14 protein-coding genes are annotated in these 13,133 nt (G+C 70.3%); 3 read left to right on the top strand and 11 right to left on the bottom strand.

The features are described from left to right. Positions 1-115 precede the first annotated feature (115 nt). The 4 genes from AB0H43_RS08810 to AB0H43_RS08795 form a co-directional block, all read right to left on the bottom strand. On the bottom strand, positions 116-1,279 hold the full coding sequence (locus tag AB0H43_RS08810; protein WP_359998645.1) for a DNA recombination protein RmuC: 1,164 nt from the start codon (positions 1,277-1,279) through the stop codon (positions 116-118). Positions 1,280-1,413: 134 nt separating this feature from the next. After that, positions 1,414-1,758, bottom strand: coding sequence for a winged helix-turn-helix domain-containing protein (locus AB0H43_RS08805; protein ID WP_359998448.1), 345 nt, complete (start codon positions 1,756-1,758; stop codon positions 1,414-1,416). 50 nt (positions 1,759-1,808) lie between these two features. Further along, positions 1,809-2,267 (bottom strand): methylated-DNA--[protein]-cysteine S-methyltransferase, encoded by a 459-nt coding sequence (locus AB0H43_RS08800; protein ID WP_359998644.1) that lies wholly within the window; start codon positions 2,265-2,267, stop codon positions 1,809-1,811. A 22-nt stretch (positions 2,268-2,289) separates the two neighbouring features. Beyond that, positions 2,290-3,654 (bottom strand): AlkA N-terminal domain-containing protein, encoded by a 1,365-nt coding sequence (locus tag AB0H43_RS08795; RefSeq protein WP_359998446.1) that lies wholly within the window; start codon positions 3,652-3,654, stop codon positions 2,290-2,292. 201 nt (positions 3,655-3,855) lie between these two features. Between AB0H43_RS08795 and ychF the strand changes: the two genes are divergently transcribed. Both ychF and AB0H43_RS08785 read left to right on the top strand, forming a co-directional pair. Next, on the top strand, positions 3,856-4,941 hold the full coding sequence (gene ychF / locus AB0H43_RS08790; RefSeq protein ID WP_359998444.1) for a redox-regulated ATPase YchF: 1,086 nt from the start codon (positions 3,856-3,858) through the stop codon (positions 4,939-4,941). Positions 4,942-4,960: 19 nt separating this feature from the next. Further along, positions 4,961-5,320, top strand: a complete 360-nt coding sequence (locus AB0H43_RS08785; protein WP_359998442.1) for a hypothetical protein — start codon at positions 4,961-4,963, stop codon at positions 5,318-5,320. Here AB0H43_RS08785 and AB0H43_RS08780 read toward each other — a convergent pair. Then, positions 5,307-5,612: a 4a-hydroxytetrahydrobiopterin dehydratase gene (locus tag AB0H43_RS08780; protein ID WP_359998440.1), complete on the bottom strand. Its 306-nt coding sequence runs from the start codon at positions 5,610-5,612 to the stop codon at positions 5,307-5,309. The two genes, AB0H43_RS08785 and AB0H43_RS08780, sit on opposite strands and share 14 nt — an antisense overlap. A gap of 202 nt (positions 5,613-5,814) precedes the next feature. Between AB0H43_RS08780 and AB0H43_RS08775 the strand changes: the two genes are divergently transcribed. Further along, positions 5,815-6,201, top strand: a complete 387-nt coding sequence (locus AB0H43_RS08775) for a (deoxy)nucleoside triphosphate pyrophosphohydrolase (protein ID WP_359998438.1) — start codon at positions 5,815-5,817, stop codon at positions 6,199-6,201. Between the two features lie 158 nt (positions 6,202-6,359). On the opposite strand, the gene AB0H43_RS08770 is transcribed toward AB0H43_RS08775, so the two are convergent. The 6 genes from AB0H43_RS08770 to AB0H43_RS08745 form a co-directional block, all read right to left on the bottom strand. Then, positions 6,360-7,289: an iron-siderophore ABC transporter substrate-binding protein gene (locus AB0H43_RS08770; RefSeq protein ID WP_359998436.1), complete on the bottom strand. Its 930-nt coding sequence runs from the start codon at positions 7,287-7,289 to the stop codon at positions 6,360-6,362. A gap of 12 nt (positions 7,290-7,301) precedes the next feature. Further along, positions 7,302-8,048: an ABC transporter ATP-binding protein gene (locus AB0H43_RS08765; RefSeq protein ID WP_359998642.1), complete on the bottom strand. Its 747-nt coding sequence runs from the start codon at positions 8,046-8,048 to the stop codon at positions 7,302-7,304. A gap of 156 nt (positions 8,049-8,204) precedes the next feature. After that, positions 8,205-9,137 (bottom strand): iron ABC transporter permease, encoded by a 933-nt coding sequence (locus tag AB0H43_RS08760; RefSeq protein WP_359998434.1) that lies wholly within the window; start codon positions 9,135-9,137, stop codon positions 8,205-8,207. Further along, the gene (locus AB0H43_RS08755) at positions 9,134-10,144 is read right to left on the bottom strand and encodes an iron ABC transporter permease (RefSeq protein ID WP_359998640.1); all 1,011 of its coding nucleotides are present in this window, start codon (positions 10,142-10,144) and stop codon (positions 9,134-9,136) included. The genes AB0H43_RS08760 and AB0H43_RS08755 overlap by 4 nt, the downstream gene beginning before the upstream one ends. 101 nt (positions 10,145-10,245) lie before the next feature. Continuing rightward, the gene (locus AB0H43_RS08750) at positions 10,246-11,250 is read right to left on the bottom strand and encodes a succinate dehydrogenase/fumarate reductase iron-sulfur subunit (protein WP_359998433.1); all 1,005 of its coding nucleotides are present in this window, start codon (positions 11,248-11,250) and stop codon (positions 10,246-10,248) included. After that, complete coding sequence (locus tag AB0H43_RS08745; protein ID WP_359998638.1) at positions 11,247-13,133, bottom strand: fumarate reductase/succinate dehydrogenase flavoprotein subunit; 1,887 nt, start codon at positions 13,131-13,133, stop codon at positions 11,247-11,249. The genes AB0H43_RS08750 and AB0H43_RS08745 overlap by 4 nt, the downstream gene beginning before the upstream one ends.

Raw genomic sequence — 13,133 nt, 5'->3', positions numbered from 1 at the left:
CCGACGCAGACCGGGATGTGGATCTTCCCTCGATCTTCCCGCCGACGCGGGCGAACCGCCGACGCGCCACCGCGCTGAGCGGCCGACGCGCGGAGCCGCCGACGGGCACGCGACGTCATTCCAGCGAGCGAGTCCCCGGGTCGACGAGTTCGGGGGCCTGGAGCTGCCGGGGAGCGAGTTCGACGACGGCGATCTCCGGCAGCGGCGTGTCGGCGACGCCCAGCTCGGCGAGCTGCCGGGCGGTCACGAGCGTCTGCCGTTCCAGGGAGCCGACGGTCGCGTTGTAGGCGTCCACGGACCCCTTGAGCGAGTTGCCCAGCCGGGTCAGGTGGCCGCCGAGCGTACCGAGCCGGTTGTAGAGGCGTTTGGCGAGTTCCTGCACCTTCACGGCGTCCCGGGCCAGCGCCTCAGACCGCCACGAATAGGCGATCGTCCGCAGCATCGCGACGAGGGTCGCCGGGGTGGCGAGCACGATGTCGCGGCTGAACGCGTACTCCAGCAGGGTCGGGTCGCGCTGCAGCGCGGCGTCGAGGAACGGGTCGGCCGGGACGAACAGCACGACGAACTCGGGGGTCTGCGGGAACGCCTTCCAGTACCCCTTGGCCGACAAGGCGTCCACATGGGACCGCAGCGCTCGGGCGTGCGCGTCGAGGTAGGTGTCGCGCTGCCGGGCGTCGCGCGCCTCCATCGCCGTGAGGTACGAGTCGAACGGAGCCTTCGAGTCGACGACCACTGACCGTCCACCGTGGAGGCTGACCACGAGGTCCGGCCGCACGACGCCCTCGTCCGTGGTGCTCGTGACCTGCTCGGCGAAGTCGCAGTGCTCCAGCATCCCGGCCGCCTCGACGATGCGGCGCAGCTGATGCTCGCCCCAGCGACCGCGTACCTGCGGCGCCCGCAGGGCCGCCACCAGCTGCGACGTCTCCGAGCGAAGCTTGGTCGACACGTCGGAGACCAGCTGCAACTCCGTCCGCAGCGAGGCGTAGGCGTCGACCCGGTCCTTCTCCAGCAGCGTGACCTGCTCCTCGTACCGGCGCAAGGTTTCGTGCAACGGCGCGACCGCGCGGGAGACGGCTTCGTGCGACTGCAAGGTCGCCTCGTAGGTCAGCGCCTTCAGCGACTGCTCCAGCCGCGCCTCGCCGGCCTGGGTCGCCTCCAGCGTGGCGCGCAGGGTCGCGATCTCGGCCACGGCCCGGCTCTTGGCGGCCAGCCAGCCCAGGGCACCCCCGGCCAGAAGACAGATCAGGGCGAGCGCGACGGTGTCCACGCTCGGCAGGATAGTCCCGGCATGCGCGCGGCCCGCGCAATTGTGGCGGGCCGCGCGATTCTCGTGCTGGTGTCCGCAAGCGAGGCGTCAGCCCTCGCCAAGGTCCGGCCACTGTCGGCCGGCGGTACGCCGAGAGCGGCGCCCGGTCAGCGGATGTGGGTGATGCGGACCCGCTCGGTGTCGTCGAGCCGGTAGCCGAAGCCGTGCACGGTGGCGATCGTCGGGCCGAACCCGGCCAGCTTCACGCGTACGCGTCGGACGTGCACGTCGACCGTGCGCTCGCCGCTGAACTCGTGGCCCCAGACCGACCGGAGCAGTTGCAGCCGCGTGAAGCAGATCCCGGCGTGCTCGGTCAGGAACAGCAACAGGTCGAACTCGCGGCGGGTGAACCGGATCGGCACGCCCAGCAGGGTGGCGGTGCGAGCGTCGACGTTGAGCTCGAGTTCGGTCGTGGTGGCGGTGGCCTCCGGAGGGGCGACGAGTGTGCTCATGCGGCTCAGACTAACCCTATTATTCCTACCTGTCTAGTAGGACATCTCTCTCACTTCTGTTCGTGACGCAGCAGCTCTCGCTTCACATCGAGGCCCCAGAGATAGCCGCCGAGACTGCCGTCGGTCCGGAGGATCCGGTGGCAGGGCACGAACAGCGCGGCCGCGTTACGGGCACAGGCGCTGGCCGCCGCTCGGACGGCGGTGGGGTTACCGGCCAGCTCGGCGAACCGCGTATAGGTGATCGGGTCGTGTACTTCCCGCAGCACCTTCCAGGCGTGACTGCGAAACGGCGAACCGAGTTGGCGTACCTGGATCTCGTCGATCGCCGTCACCTCGCCGGCGAAGTACGCCTCGACCGCCGCCCGGATCGGGCCGGGGTCCGGGGCGTACATGCCGTGCAGTGACGGGTGCACGTTGCGGCGCAGGGCGCCGACGTCGGTGGTGAAGCCCGAGGCCAGCACGACCGGACCGTCGGCGAGCACCGAGAACGGGCCGAACGGAGTGTCCATTGTGAGCACTTGCAGAACCTTTCTAGGCAGCGGCGCGCCAGAGACGCAGTTGGGCATAGGAGCGCCAGGGCCGCCAACGCTCTGCCCAGGCGGTCAAGGCCTCCGGAGCGGTCGGCAGCCCGAGCGCGGCAGCGCCATGCCGGGTGCCGAGATCGGTCGAGAGCAGCACATCCGGATCGCCGAGCGCCCGCATCAAGACGTAGTCGGCGGTCCACGGACCGATCCCGGGCAGGGCCAGCAGAGCCTCCCGAGCCTCGTCCCGGTCGGCGCCGGGGGAGAGGTCGATCTCGGCCCGGGCGAGCGCTCGCAACGTCTCCCGGCGGCGTACCGGCATGGCGAACGTCTCGTCCGGCAGGGCGGCCAGCTCGGCCGGGCTGGGGAACAGCCCGTCCGGGCACAGTCTGCCGAGCACCGTCCGCGCCCCGGCGACGCTGATCTGCTGCCCGACGACGGCGCGGACCGCCGCCTCGAAGCCGTCCACCGCCCGCGGGACGCGTATGCCGGGGAAAGCCTCGATCTGCGGTGCGAGAACGGGGTCGGCGGCGAGCGCGGTGTCGATGGCGTCGGGGTCGGCGTCGAGGTCGAGCAGCCGGCGCAACCGGGCCACCGCGGGGGCCAGATCGCGGGCGTCCGCGAGGCGCAGCGTCGCCGCGATGTGCCCGTCGGCGGGCTGGACCGCGACCTCGGCCCGACCGTGGGGGAGCCGGAGGTTGCGCTGGTAGGAGGTCCCGTCGTAGGTCTCGACCCCGGACACCGCCCGGTCGCCCAGGAACCGCAGGAGCCCGGCGACGTCCATCGGCGGCCGGTACGCCAGCTTCAGGCGGATCTCGCCGGACGACGTCCGGGACGGGCGGCGCAACTCCGACGGCGGGCAGCCGTAGACCTCGTGCATCGTCTCGTTGAACTGGCGTACGCTGCCGAACCCGGCGGCGAAGGCGATCTCGGCCAGCCCGAGCGTGGTCGACTCGATCAGGGTTCGCGCCGTCTGCGCCCGCTGTGTGCGGGCCAACGCGAGCGGACCCGCGCCGAGTTCCCCGGTCAGCAGCCGGTGCAGTTGCCGCTCGGAATAGCCCAACCGGGACGCCAACCCCGGTACGCCCTCCCGGTCCACCACGCCGTCGGCGATCAGCCGCATGCTGCGCGCCGTGACGTCCGCCCGCACGTCCCAGCGAGCCGACCCCGGAACGGCGTCGGGCAGGCACCGGCGGCAGGCCCGGAAACCGGCCTTGGTCGCCGCGGCCGGACTCGGGAAGAAGCGCACGTTCTGCGGTTTAGGCGTACGCGCGGGGCAGCTCGGACGGCAGAAGATGCCGGTCGAGGTGACCCCGAACCAGAAGTCTCCGTCGAACCGGCGATCCCGTCCGGCGATGACGCGATAGAGGTCCACGCGTCGAGTCTGCCCCGGGCGTACGACACTCGGCTGGCGGAAATCGGACGCCGTTGAGGGGAGCGGCCGGGCCGCGTCGCTTTCCCCGCGATCATGAACTAACGGTCGTGATCGACCGGCGTGGCGTGTCCGCCGCACCCTGATCGACTCCGTGGCGGCATGATCGACTTCTGCTCGTCGGGGTGCCCGTACACTTGCCGGGTGAGTCTCACCATCGGCATCGTCGGCCTGCCCAACGTCGGCAAGAGCACCCTTTTCAACGCCCTCACCAGCAACGACGTGCTCGCTGCGAACTACCCGTTCGCGACCATCGAGCCCAACGTCGGCGTGGTCGGCCTGCCCGACGCCCGGCTGGACCGGCTGTCGGAGATCTTCGACTCACAGCGCATCGTCCCCGCCCCGGTCTCCTTCGTCGACATCGCCGGCCTCGTCCGCGGTGCGTCCAAGGGCCAGGGCCGCGGCAACGCGTTCCTCGCGAACATCCGCGACGCGAGCGCGATCTGCCAGGTCGTCCGGGCTTTCAGCGACCCGAACGTCGTCCACGTCGACGGCAAGGTCTCCCCGCGCGACGACATCGAGACGATCAACACCGAGCTGATCCTCGCCGACCTGGGCACTGTCGAGAAGGCGCTGCCGCGGCTCGAGAAGGAAGCCAAGACCCGCAAGGAGCGGGCCGGGGCACACGCCGCCGCCAAGGCCGCCCACGAGCTGCTCAATGGTGGCACCACGATCTTCGAAGGCGCCGCCGCGGCCGGGATCGACGTCGACGAGCTGCAGGAGCTGCACCTGCTCACGGCCAAGCCGTTCCTCTACGTCTTCAACGTCGACGAGGCCGAACTGGCGAACGAGGCCTTCCTCGACGAACTGCGAGCGCTGGTCGCACCGGCCGAGGCGGTCTTCATGGACGCCAAGATCGAGTCGGAGCTGATCGGCCTCGACGAGGCGGAGAAGCGGGAGCTGCTCACCGCGATCGGCCAGGACGAGCCGGGCCTCAACCAGCTCATCCGGGTCGGCTTCCGCACGCTCGGCCTGCAGACCTACCTCACCGCGGGACCGAAGGAATCCCGGGCGTGGACCGTCCCGATCGGCGCCACCGCCCCTGAGGCGGCCGGTGTGATCCACACCGACTTCCAGCGCGGCTTCATCAAGGCCGAAGTCGTCTCCTTCACCGACCTCGACGCGGCGGGCTCCATGGCCGCGGCTAAGGCGGCCGGCAAGGTCCGCATCGAGGGCAAGGAGTACGTCATGGCCGACGGCGACGTCGTGGAGTTCCGCTTCAACGTCTGAGTGGCTCACACTTGACCGCATGGCGGGCTCCTGGGCCGAGGCCCTAGAACGAGCACGGGAGAGCGACGCGTACGCGGACGGCCGCTGGGCCGGCTGTGTGGACCTCGTGCGGGCCGCCGAGGCGACGACGCTGGCCCGGTTCCACCCGTTTTGGAGCATGCTGCGGTTGTGCTTGTCGACGGAGCCGCTTCCCGACGGCGAGATCGTGCCGGTCTCGCTCGGCTGCGTCGGCGGGCCGCCGCAGTATCTGACCTGGTGGGGCCATCCCTACGTCGGCCGGGCCGAGAGGGCGCTGCTGACCGAGGACGCCCAGGAGGCTGCCGAGTTGGCCGCGCTCCTGGCGGGCGTCTGGGCAGACCGCGGATCTAGCGGTTCGTGATCTCGCCGTACGCGGCTTCGATCCGGGCCGCCAGGGACACTTCGCTCGGGGTGAGGGTGCCGCCGTCGGGCGTACACAACTGGATCTGGGTGTGCCCGTCGAGGCGCCTGACCTGTGCGCGGACTTCGGCCGCGTCCGCGTAGACCGTGATGTGCTCAGCGAGCTCGCGGTGTTGCGAGTCGTCGAGGGTGAGCGTGCGACGCAACCCGCGCAGGTCTCGTGTCCAGCCCGTAAGCTGCGACAAGGCATCTGTCAGGTAGTCCGTCTGGTCCCGCCGCCAGACTGCTCCCATGGGCCCCCACCTCCAGGCGTCGTTGCCGGCTTGTGGCCATACCGTCGCCCCGTTGTAATGATTCGTCACCGACAGTCTTTCCAGAAACGCGGTGCTGTGTCCACGGCCACATTTCCGACTTCCGGCCTGCTAAGGGACAAGATGAGTACCCCGAACGGCCATTTCTTCTGGCACTCTGTCCGCCGTGGCAGTGGATCACCCCATGAGGATCATCGTCGGAGCCGCGATCATCGAGGACGGGCGGGTGCTCGCATGCGAGCGTTCGGACCCGCCGGAGACGGCCGGCCGATGGGAGTTTCCGGGCGGCAAGGTCGAGCCGGGCGAGGCTGAGATCGACGCGCTGGTCCGGGAGTGCGAGGAGGAACTCGGCGTACGCGTCGAGGTCGGTGAGCGGGTCGGCGGGGACGTGCCGATGGCCAACGGCCGTTCAGTGTTACGCGTCTACACCGCGGTGCTGCTGGACGGTGACCGGCCGCAGGCGCTGGAGCACGCGCAGTTGCGCTGGCTGGCCGTCGACGAGCTGGGCGAGGTGCCCTGGCTGCCCGCCGACGCCCCGATCGTCGCCGCCCTGCCGGCCTTCCTCGCATAGGCGGCGCCTCGGCTCGGGTGATCGGCTTCGGCGGGAGACACCGAAGTCGATCACCCGTCCGGGGGAACGATCATGGCGAAACCAGATCGGCGACCTGCGAAAACGTGATCGATCATGGCCTGTGGTTCATGATCGCGCGGAAAGGGCCGGGTAGGGGGCTAGGCGGAGAGGTGGGTGGCGAGGTCGTCGAGGATCTTGTTCGCGGCGGTCACGCCGATGCCCGTCATCCAGACCTCGTCCTTGACCACGTACGCCTTGCCGGCCTTCACCGCCGACAGCCCCTGCCACAGGGGTCCGGCGCTGACTGTGGCCTGCTGCTGGGCGGCCTTCTGGCCGTACGCCGCGACGAAGATGACGTCGCCGTCGAGGAGGTTCAGCTTCTCCGGGCTGACGGCGGCGAAGCGCTTGTCTTCCTTGTCGGCCAGCAGCTGGAATTCGGGGCGGCCCAGGCCGGCGTCGCCGACGACGATGCCGGAGAACGAGGTCGGGCCGTAGGCGCGGATGGAGTCGGCCAGGAAGCGCGCGATCGACACCTTGATCTTCGCTGGGTCGCCGAGCTTGGCGCCGACCTCCTTGGCCCGCTTCTCGTAGGCGGCCAGCGCCGCGGTCGCCTCGGTCTTGTGGCCCAGGGCGTCGCCGTCGAGGAGGAAGTTCTCCTTCCAGGTCGACCCGACCTGAGCGGTGAACACCGTAGGCGCGATCTTGGCCAGCTCGTCGTAGTACTTCTCCTGGCGGAACTTGGAGCCCAGGATCAGGTCGGGCTTCAGCGACGCGATCTTCTCGAGGTTCGGCTCCTGCAGGGTGCCGACCTCGGTGATCCCGGCGAGCTTGTCCTCGCCGAAGTACGTCGGCCAGGACTTGGCCTCACCCGCGACGGCCGCGCCGACCGGGGTCACGCCCAAGGTGAGCGCCGTGTCGATCTTGTCGGTGTCGAGGACGACCACGCGCTTCGGGGCGACCGGGATCTTCGTGGTGCCCATCGCGTGGGTGATCTCGCGCGTGGCGTCGCCCGAGGAGGACGGCGAGGACGAGCAACCCGCGACGGCGAGCCCGGCTACGAGCGCCAACATGATCAAACGGCGGTGCATGACGAGACCTTTCTAGAGGGGGACGACCAGCGGAGCGCCGCTGACCGGACAGGGCACGACCACACAGTCCATGCCGAAGACTCGGGAGACCAGGTCGGCGTCGATCACGTCGCGGGGCGTACCCGCCTCGATGATCTGGCCGTCGCGCATCGCGATGACGTGGTCGGCGTACCGGGCGGCCTGGTTGAGGTCGTGGAGGACGGCCACGACCGTCTTCCCCTCGTCGCGCAGGCGGCCCAGAAGCGTGAGGATCTCCAGCTGGTGGGCCGGGTCCAGGTAGGTGGTGGGCTCGTCCAGCAGCAGGATCGGGGTCTGCTGGGCCAGCGTCATCGCGATCCACACCCGCTGCCGCTGCCCGCCGGACAGCGCGGCCACCGGGCGGTCGGCCAGTTCCGCGACGTCCGCGCTGCGCATGGCCGCGGCGACGGCCTCGGTGTCCGCGACCGTCCACTGGCGATACCAGCGCTGGTACGGCGAGCGCCCGCGCCCGACCAGCTCCGCCACTGTCACGCCCTCGGGCACCAACGGCGTCTGTGGCAGCACGGCCATGCGGGTCGCGACCTGCCGCGGGGCCTGCTCATCAATGGGTACGCCGTCCAGCAGGACCTTCCCAGCGCGCGGCTTGAGCAGGCGCGCCAGCGATCGCAGCAGAGTCGACTTGCCGCAGGCGTTCGGCCCGATGATCACCGTGAACCTGCCCTCGGGGACGGCCACGTCGAGGCCGGTGAGCACGTCGCGGGCCTCGTACCCGACAGTCAGGCCATCAGCGGAGAGCACGCCGCCTCCTTCCAGTTCAAGATCAGCGCTGGATCAGGGATCCGCGTCGAATCTTGGTCCAAGATTCGACCGGGATCCCTGATCCAGCGCCAAAAGAGGGCCGCGGGACGCGGCGGTGGGGCGCTGGGGCGACGGAGATCAGGCACGGCGGGCTCGCAGGAGCAGGAAGATCAGGAACGGGCCGCCGATCGCCGCTGTGACCACGCCGACGGGCAGCTGCGTCGGCGCCAGGACCCGGCGGGCGACCACGTCGGCCACGACCACCAGGGCCGCCCCGATCACGGCGGCCAGCGCGATCGGCGGCCGCTCGGTGCGGGCGATCCGCTGGGCCGTCTGCGGGGCGACTAGCGCCACGAAGTCGACCGCGCCGACGGTCGCCGTCGCCAAGGCCGCCAGAACCGCGCCGAGCGCACCGACGGCGGCGCGTACGCCGACCGGCCGGGCGCCCAGACCACGGGCGGTGTCGTCGTCGAGCGCCGACGTACGCAGGGCCCAGGCGGCCATCGCGAGCAGGGGCAGCGCCACGAGGAGGGTAACCGCCAGCGGAGTGGCCTCGGCCCAGCCGAGCCCGTTCACCGAGCCGAGCAGCCAGATCTGCGCCCGTTGGGCGTCGATGGCGTCCGCCGTGGTGAGCGTGATCTCGATGCCGGCCCGTAGCGCGAACGCGATCGCGACGCCGCCGAGGACGAAGCGGTTCGCGGTGAACCCGCTGCGGGCGCCCAGCAGGAACGCGACGGCGGCGGCGAGGAGACCGCCCGCGAGGGCGGTCGGCGCGACCAAGGCGTACGGGAGACCCGCGGTCACGGCGATCACCGCGGCGAGGCCCGCTCCCTGCGTCACGCCGATGACGTCCGGGCTGGCCAGCGCGTTCCGGGTGACCGACTGCAGGAGGGCGCCGCCGATCGCGAAGAGCGCTCCGGAGACGGCCGCCAACGCCGTCCGCGGCAGCCGTAGGTCCAGCGCCAGCGGCCAGGGCAGGTCCGCCTCCCCGACAGAGATGCTGAGCGCCATCGCACCGGCGAGGACGAGGGCGGCGACGAGCAGCCAGCCGGCGTACCTGAGCCGTTTCATGCGCTGACCAGCCGGGGCCGCCGGGTCAACGCCACCAGCAGGGGCGCGCCGACCAACGCCGTCAGGACGCCCGCCGGCACCTCACCGGGCGGGGCGATGACCCGTCCGACCGTGTCGGCCACGAGCACCAGCACGCCGCCCATGAGCGCCGACAGCGGCAACAGCAGGGCATGGGAGGTGCCCACGCGGAACCGGGCGGCGAGCGCGCGTGCGGCGTGGGGAACGGCCAAACCGACGAACGCGATCGGTCCCGCCAGGGCGACGGCGGCACCGGTGAGCGTCACCGCGGCGATCGCGGCCGCTGTGCGTACAAGTGCTATTCGATGACCGAGACCCACCGCGACCTCGTCACCGAGCGCGAGCCCGTCGAGCCCGCGGGCCGCGGCGACGGCGCAGACCAGTCCGAGCAGCAGGAAGGGCGCGGCCTGGACCACCAGGTCGAGCCCGCGGCCGGACAGCGAGCCGACCGCCCAGAAGCGGAACTGGTCGAAGGTACGCGTCGACGTGCTGAGCAGCGTGTAGATGATCGCGCCGAGACAGGCGTCGACGGCGGCGCCGGTCAGCGCGAGGGTGATCGGGCTGCTGGAGCCGGTGCCCAGCCGGAGTCCGAGGGTGAAGACGATCGCGCCCGCGGCCAGCGCGCCGAGCAGCGCGAACCAGATCCATCCGGCGAGGGTGGCGATGCCGAAGACCGCGATGGCCAGGACGACGCCGGTGGACGCGCCGGCCGAAATGCCGAGGATGCGTGGTTCGGCGAGGGGATTGCGGGTGAGCGCCTGCATGACGAGCCCGGCGACGGCGAGCGCCGGTCCGACCGCGAGCCCGACCACCGTACGCGGAATACGCAGGTCGTGGACGATGATGGCGGTCTCGGAACCGTCCGGATGCCACAGTGCCCGCAGAACGTCGCCGAGCGGGATCGGGCGGGCGCCGATCGCCAGGCTGGCCGCGATCGCGAGCACCAGTAGCGCCGCCGCGCCGAGCAGCAGCCCGATCCGCCTCCCCATCACGAGGGGCGAGCCTAACTAAGGCAAGCCTTACCTCGCAAATCGCTGGGACGGTTGTGACAACCGTCCCAGCGATGGGTCAATGCGAGAACCGAGGCAGATCAGTGCTTCTGCTCGGGGTTGTAGTAGTTGAGCTTGGTCGGGTCGACCGGGAACTGCACGTCGTCACCGAACGGCGAGTTGGCGCCGACCCGGTCCGAGAGCAGCTCGTTGAGGGGCAGATGGCCCTTCTCGTCCACGTCCGCGCCCATCGGCGGCGTCAGCTCCCGGTGCCAGTTGATCGGGGCCGCCCCGTCGGGCTGGGGCGTCGAGCTCGCCTGGTGCAAGGTTGTCACCGCTACTGCCTCCTGCTCTAGCTGATCTCTCCGCAGGATCTTTCGACCCAGGCGGACCAGCGGATCGTACCGCCGGTCGACCACGCGCTCCTTCATGGGGATGATCGCGTTGTCAGTGATCTTGATGTGCTCCGGGCATACCTCGGTGCAGCACTTGGTGATGTTGCAGTAGCCCAGGCCCTGCTCCTTCTGGGCGTACTCCTTGCGGTCCGTGCGCGCGTCGAGCGGGTGCATGTCCAGCTCGGCGGCCCGGATGAAGAACCGCGGCCCGCTGAACGCCGTCTTGTTCTCCTCGTGGTCGCGTACCACGTGGCAGGTGTTCTGGCAGAGGAAGCACTCGATGCACTTGCGGAACTCCTGCGAGCGGTCGACGTCGACCTGCTGCATCCGGTAGTCGCCGGGGGCCACGTCCTTCGGCGGGGCGAACGCGGGGGTCTCGCGAGCCTTGACGTAGTTGAAGGTGACGTCGGTGACCAGGTCGCGGATGACCGGGAAGGTCCGCAGCGGCGTGATCGTGACCGTCTCGTCCTCCTCGAACGTCGACATCCGCGTCATGCAGGCGAGCCGCGGCATGCCGTCGATCTCCATCGAGCAGGAGCCGCACTTGCCCGCCTTGCAGTTCCACCGGCAGGCCAGGTCCGGTTCCTGGGTGGCCTGCAGCCGGTGGATGACGTCGAGGACGACCTCGCCCTCGTTCACGTCGACGTCGTAGTTGACGAGCTGGCCGCCGGCCGAGTCGCCACGCCACACCTTGAACTGCCTGACAGTCATGCGAGCTCTTCCTCCGTCATGTACTTGGCCAGCTCGGACTGCTCGAAGAGGGCGAGCAGCTCCGGGCGCATCGTCGGGACGGGCTGGTGGACCAGGTCGACGTCGCCGGACGCCGAGACGGAGCAGACCAGGTTGATCTGCCGCCACTTCGGGTCCATCTTCGGGAAGTCCTCCCGGGTGTGCCCGCCGCGCGACTCCTCGCGCTCCAGCGCCGCCTTCGCGGTGCACTCCGAGACGAGCAGCATGTTGCGCAGGTCGAGGGCGAGGTGCCAGCCCGGGTTGTACTTGCGGCCGCCGGTCGCGCCGACCTTGGCCACCCGCTCGCGCAGCTCGGCGAGCCGGCCCAGGGACTCCTGCAGCTCGCCCTGCCGCCGGATGATGCCGACCAGGTCGCCCATCACCTGCTGCAGCTCGTGGTGCAGCGAATAGGGGTTCTCGCCACCCTCGCGCTGCAAGGGCGCCAGGGCCGTGTCCACGGCGGCTTCGAGGGCGCCCGGCTGGACCGCGGGGCGCTTGCCCAGCTCATCCGTGTACGCGGCCGCGAACTCGCCGGCGCGCTTGCCGAAGACGAGGAGGTCGGACAGGGAGTTGCCGCCGAGCCGGTTCGAGCCGTGCATCCCGCCGGACACCTCGCCCGCGGCGTACAGGCCGGCGACCCTGGTGGCCTGCGTGTCCGGGTCGACCTCGACGCCGCCCATCACGTAGTGGCAGGTCGGGCCGACCTCCATGGGCTCCTTGGTGATGTCGACGTCGGCCAGCTCCTTGAACTGGTGGTACATCGACGGCAGCTTCTTGAGGATCGCCGCCGCCGGGAGCCGGGAGGCGATGTCCAGGTAGACGCCGCCCGCCTTCGTGCCGCGGCCGGCCTTCACCTCGGAGTTGATCGCCCGGGCCACCTCGTCGCGGGGCAGCAGCTCCGGCGGGCGCCGGTTGTTGTCCGGGTCGGTGTACCAGCGGTCGGCCTCCTCGGGCGTCTCCGCGTACTGCTTGCGGAAGACGTCGGGGACGTAGTCGAACATGAACCGCTTGCCGTCGCTGTTCTTCAGGATGCCGCCGTCGCCGCGGACCGACTCGGTGACCAGGATGCCCTTGACGGAGGGCGGCCACACCATGCCGGTCGGGTGGAACTGGAGGAACTCCATGTTGATCAGCGTCGCGCCGGTCCGCAGAGCCAGCGCGTGCCCGTCGCCGGTGTACTCCCACGAGTTGCTGGTGACCTTGTAGGACTTGCCCACACCACCGGTCGCGAGCACGATCGCGGGCGCCTCGAAGAGGATGAAGCCGCCGCTCTCGCGGTAGTAGCCGAACGCGCCGGCCACCCGGGAGGTGCCGTCGGAGTCGTCGAGCAGCAGCTCGGTGATGGTGGTCTCGGCGAAGACCCGGATGCGGGCCTCGTAGTCGCCGAACTCCTTCTTGTCCTCCTGCTGGAGCGACACGATCTTCTGCTGCAGCGTCCGGATCAGCTCCAGGCCGGTGCGGTCGCCGACGTGGGCCAGCCGCGGGTACTCGTGGCCGCCGAAGTTGCGCTGGCTGATCTTGCCGTCCTTGGTGCGGTCGAACAGCGCGCCGTAGGTCTCCAGCTCCCAGATCCGGTCCGGCGCCTCCTTGGCGTGGAGCTCGGCCATCCGGAAGTTGTTGAGGAACTTGCCGCCCCGCATCGTGTCGCGGAAGTGGACCATCCAGTTGTCGTTGCTGTTCACATTGCCCATGGCGGCGGCCGCGCCGCCCTCGGCCATGACCGTGTGCGCCTTGCCGAACAGCGACTTGGAGATGATCGCGGTCTTCTTGCCCGCCAGGCGGGCCTCGATCGCGGCGCGCAGACCGGCGCCCCCGGCGCCGATCACGACGACGTCGTACTGGTGCTTTTCGATGTTTTCCACGAT

Source organism: Hamadaea sp. NPDC050747, from assembly GCF_040654195.1.
Taxonomy (GTDB): domain Bacteria; phylum Actinomycetota; class Actinomycetes; order Mycobacteriales; family Micromonosporaceae; genus Hamadaea.
The sequence above is the reverse complement of the archived record's forward strand: the minus strand, read 5'-3'. Positions and strand labels throughout refer to the sequence as shown.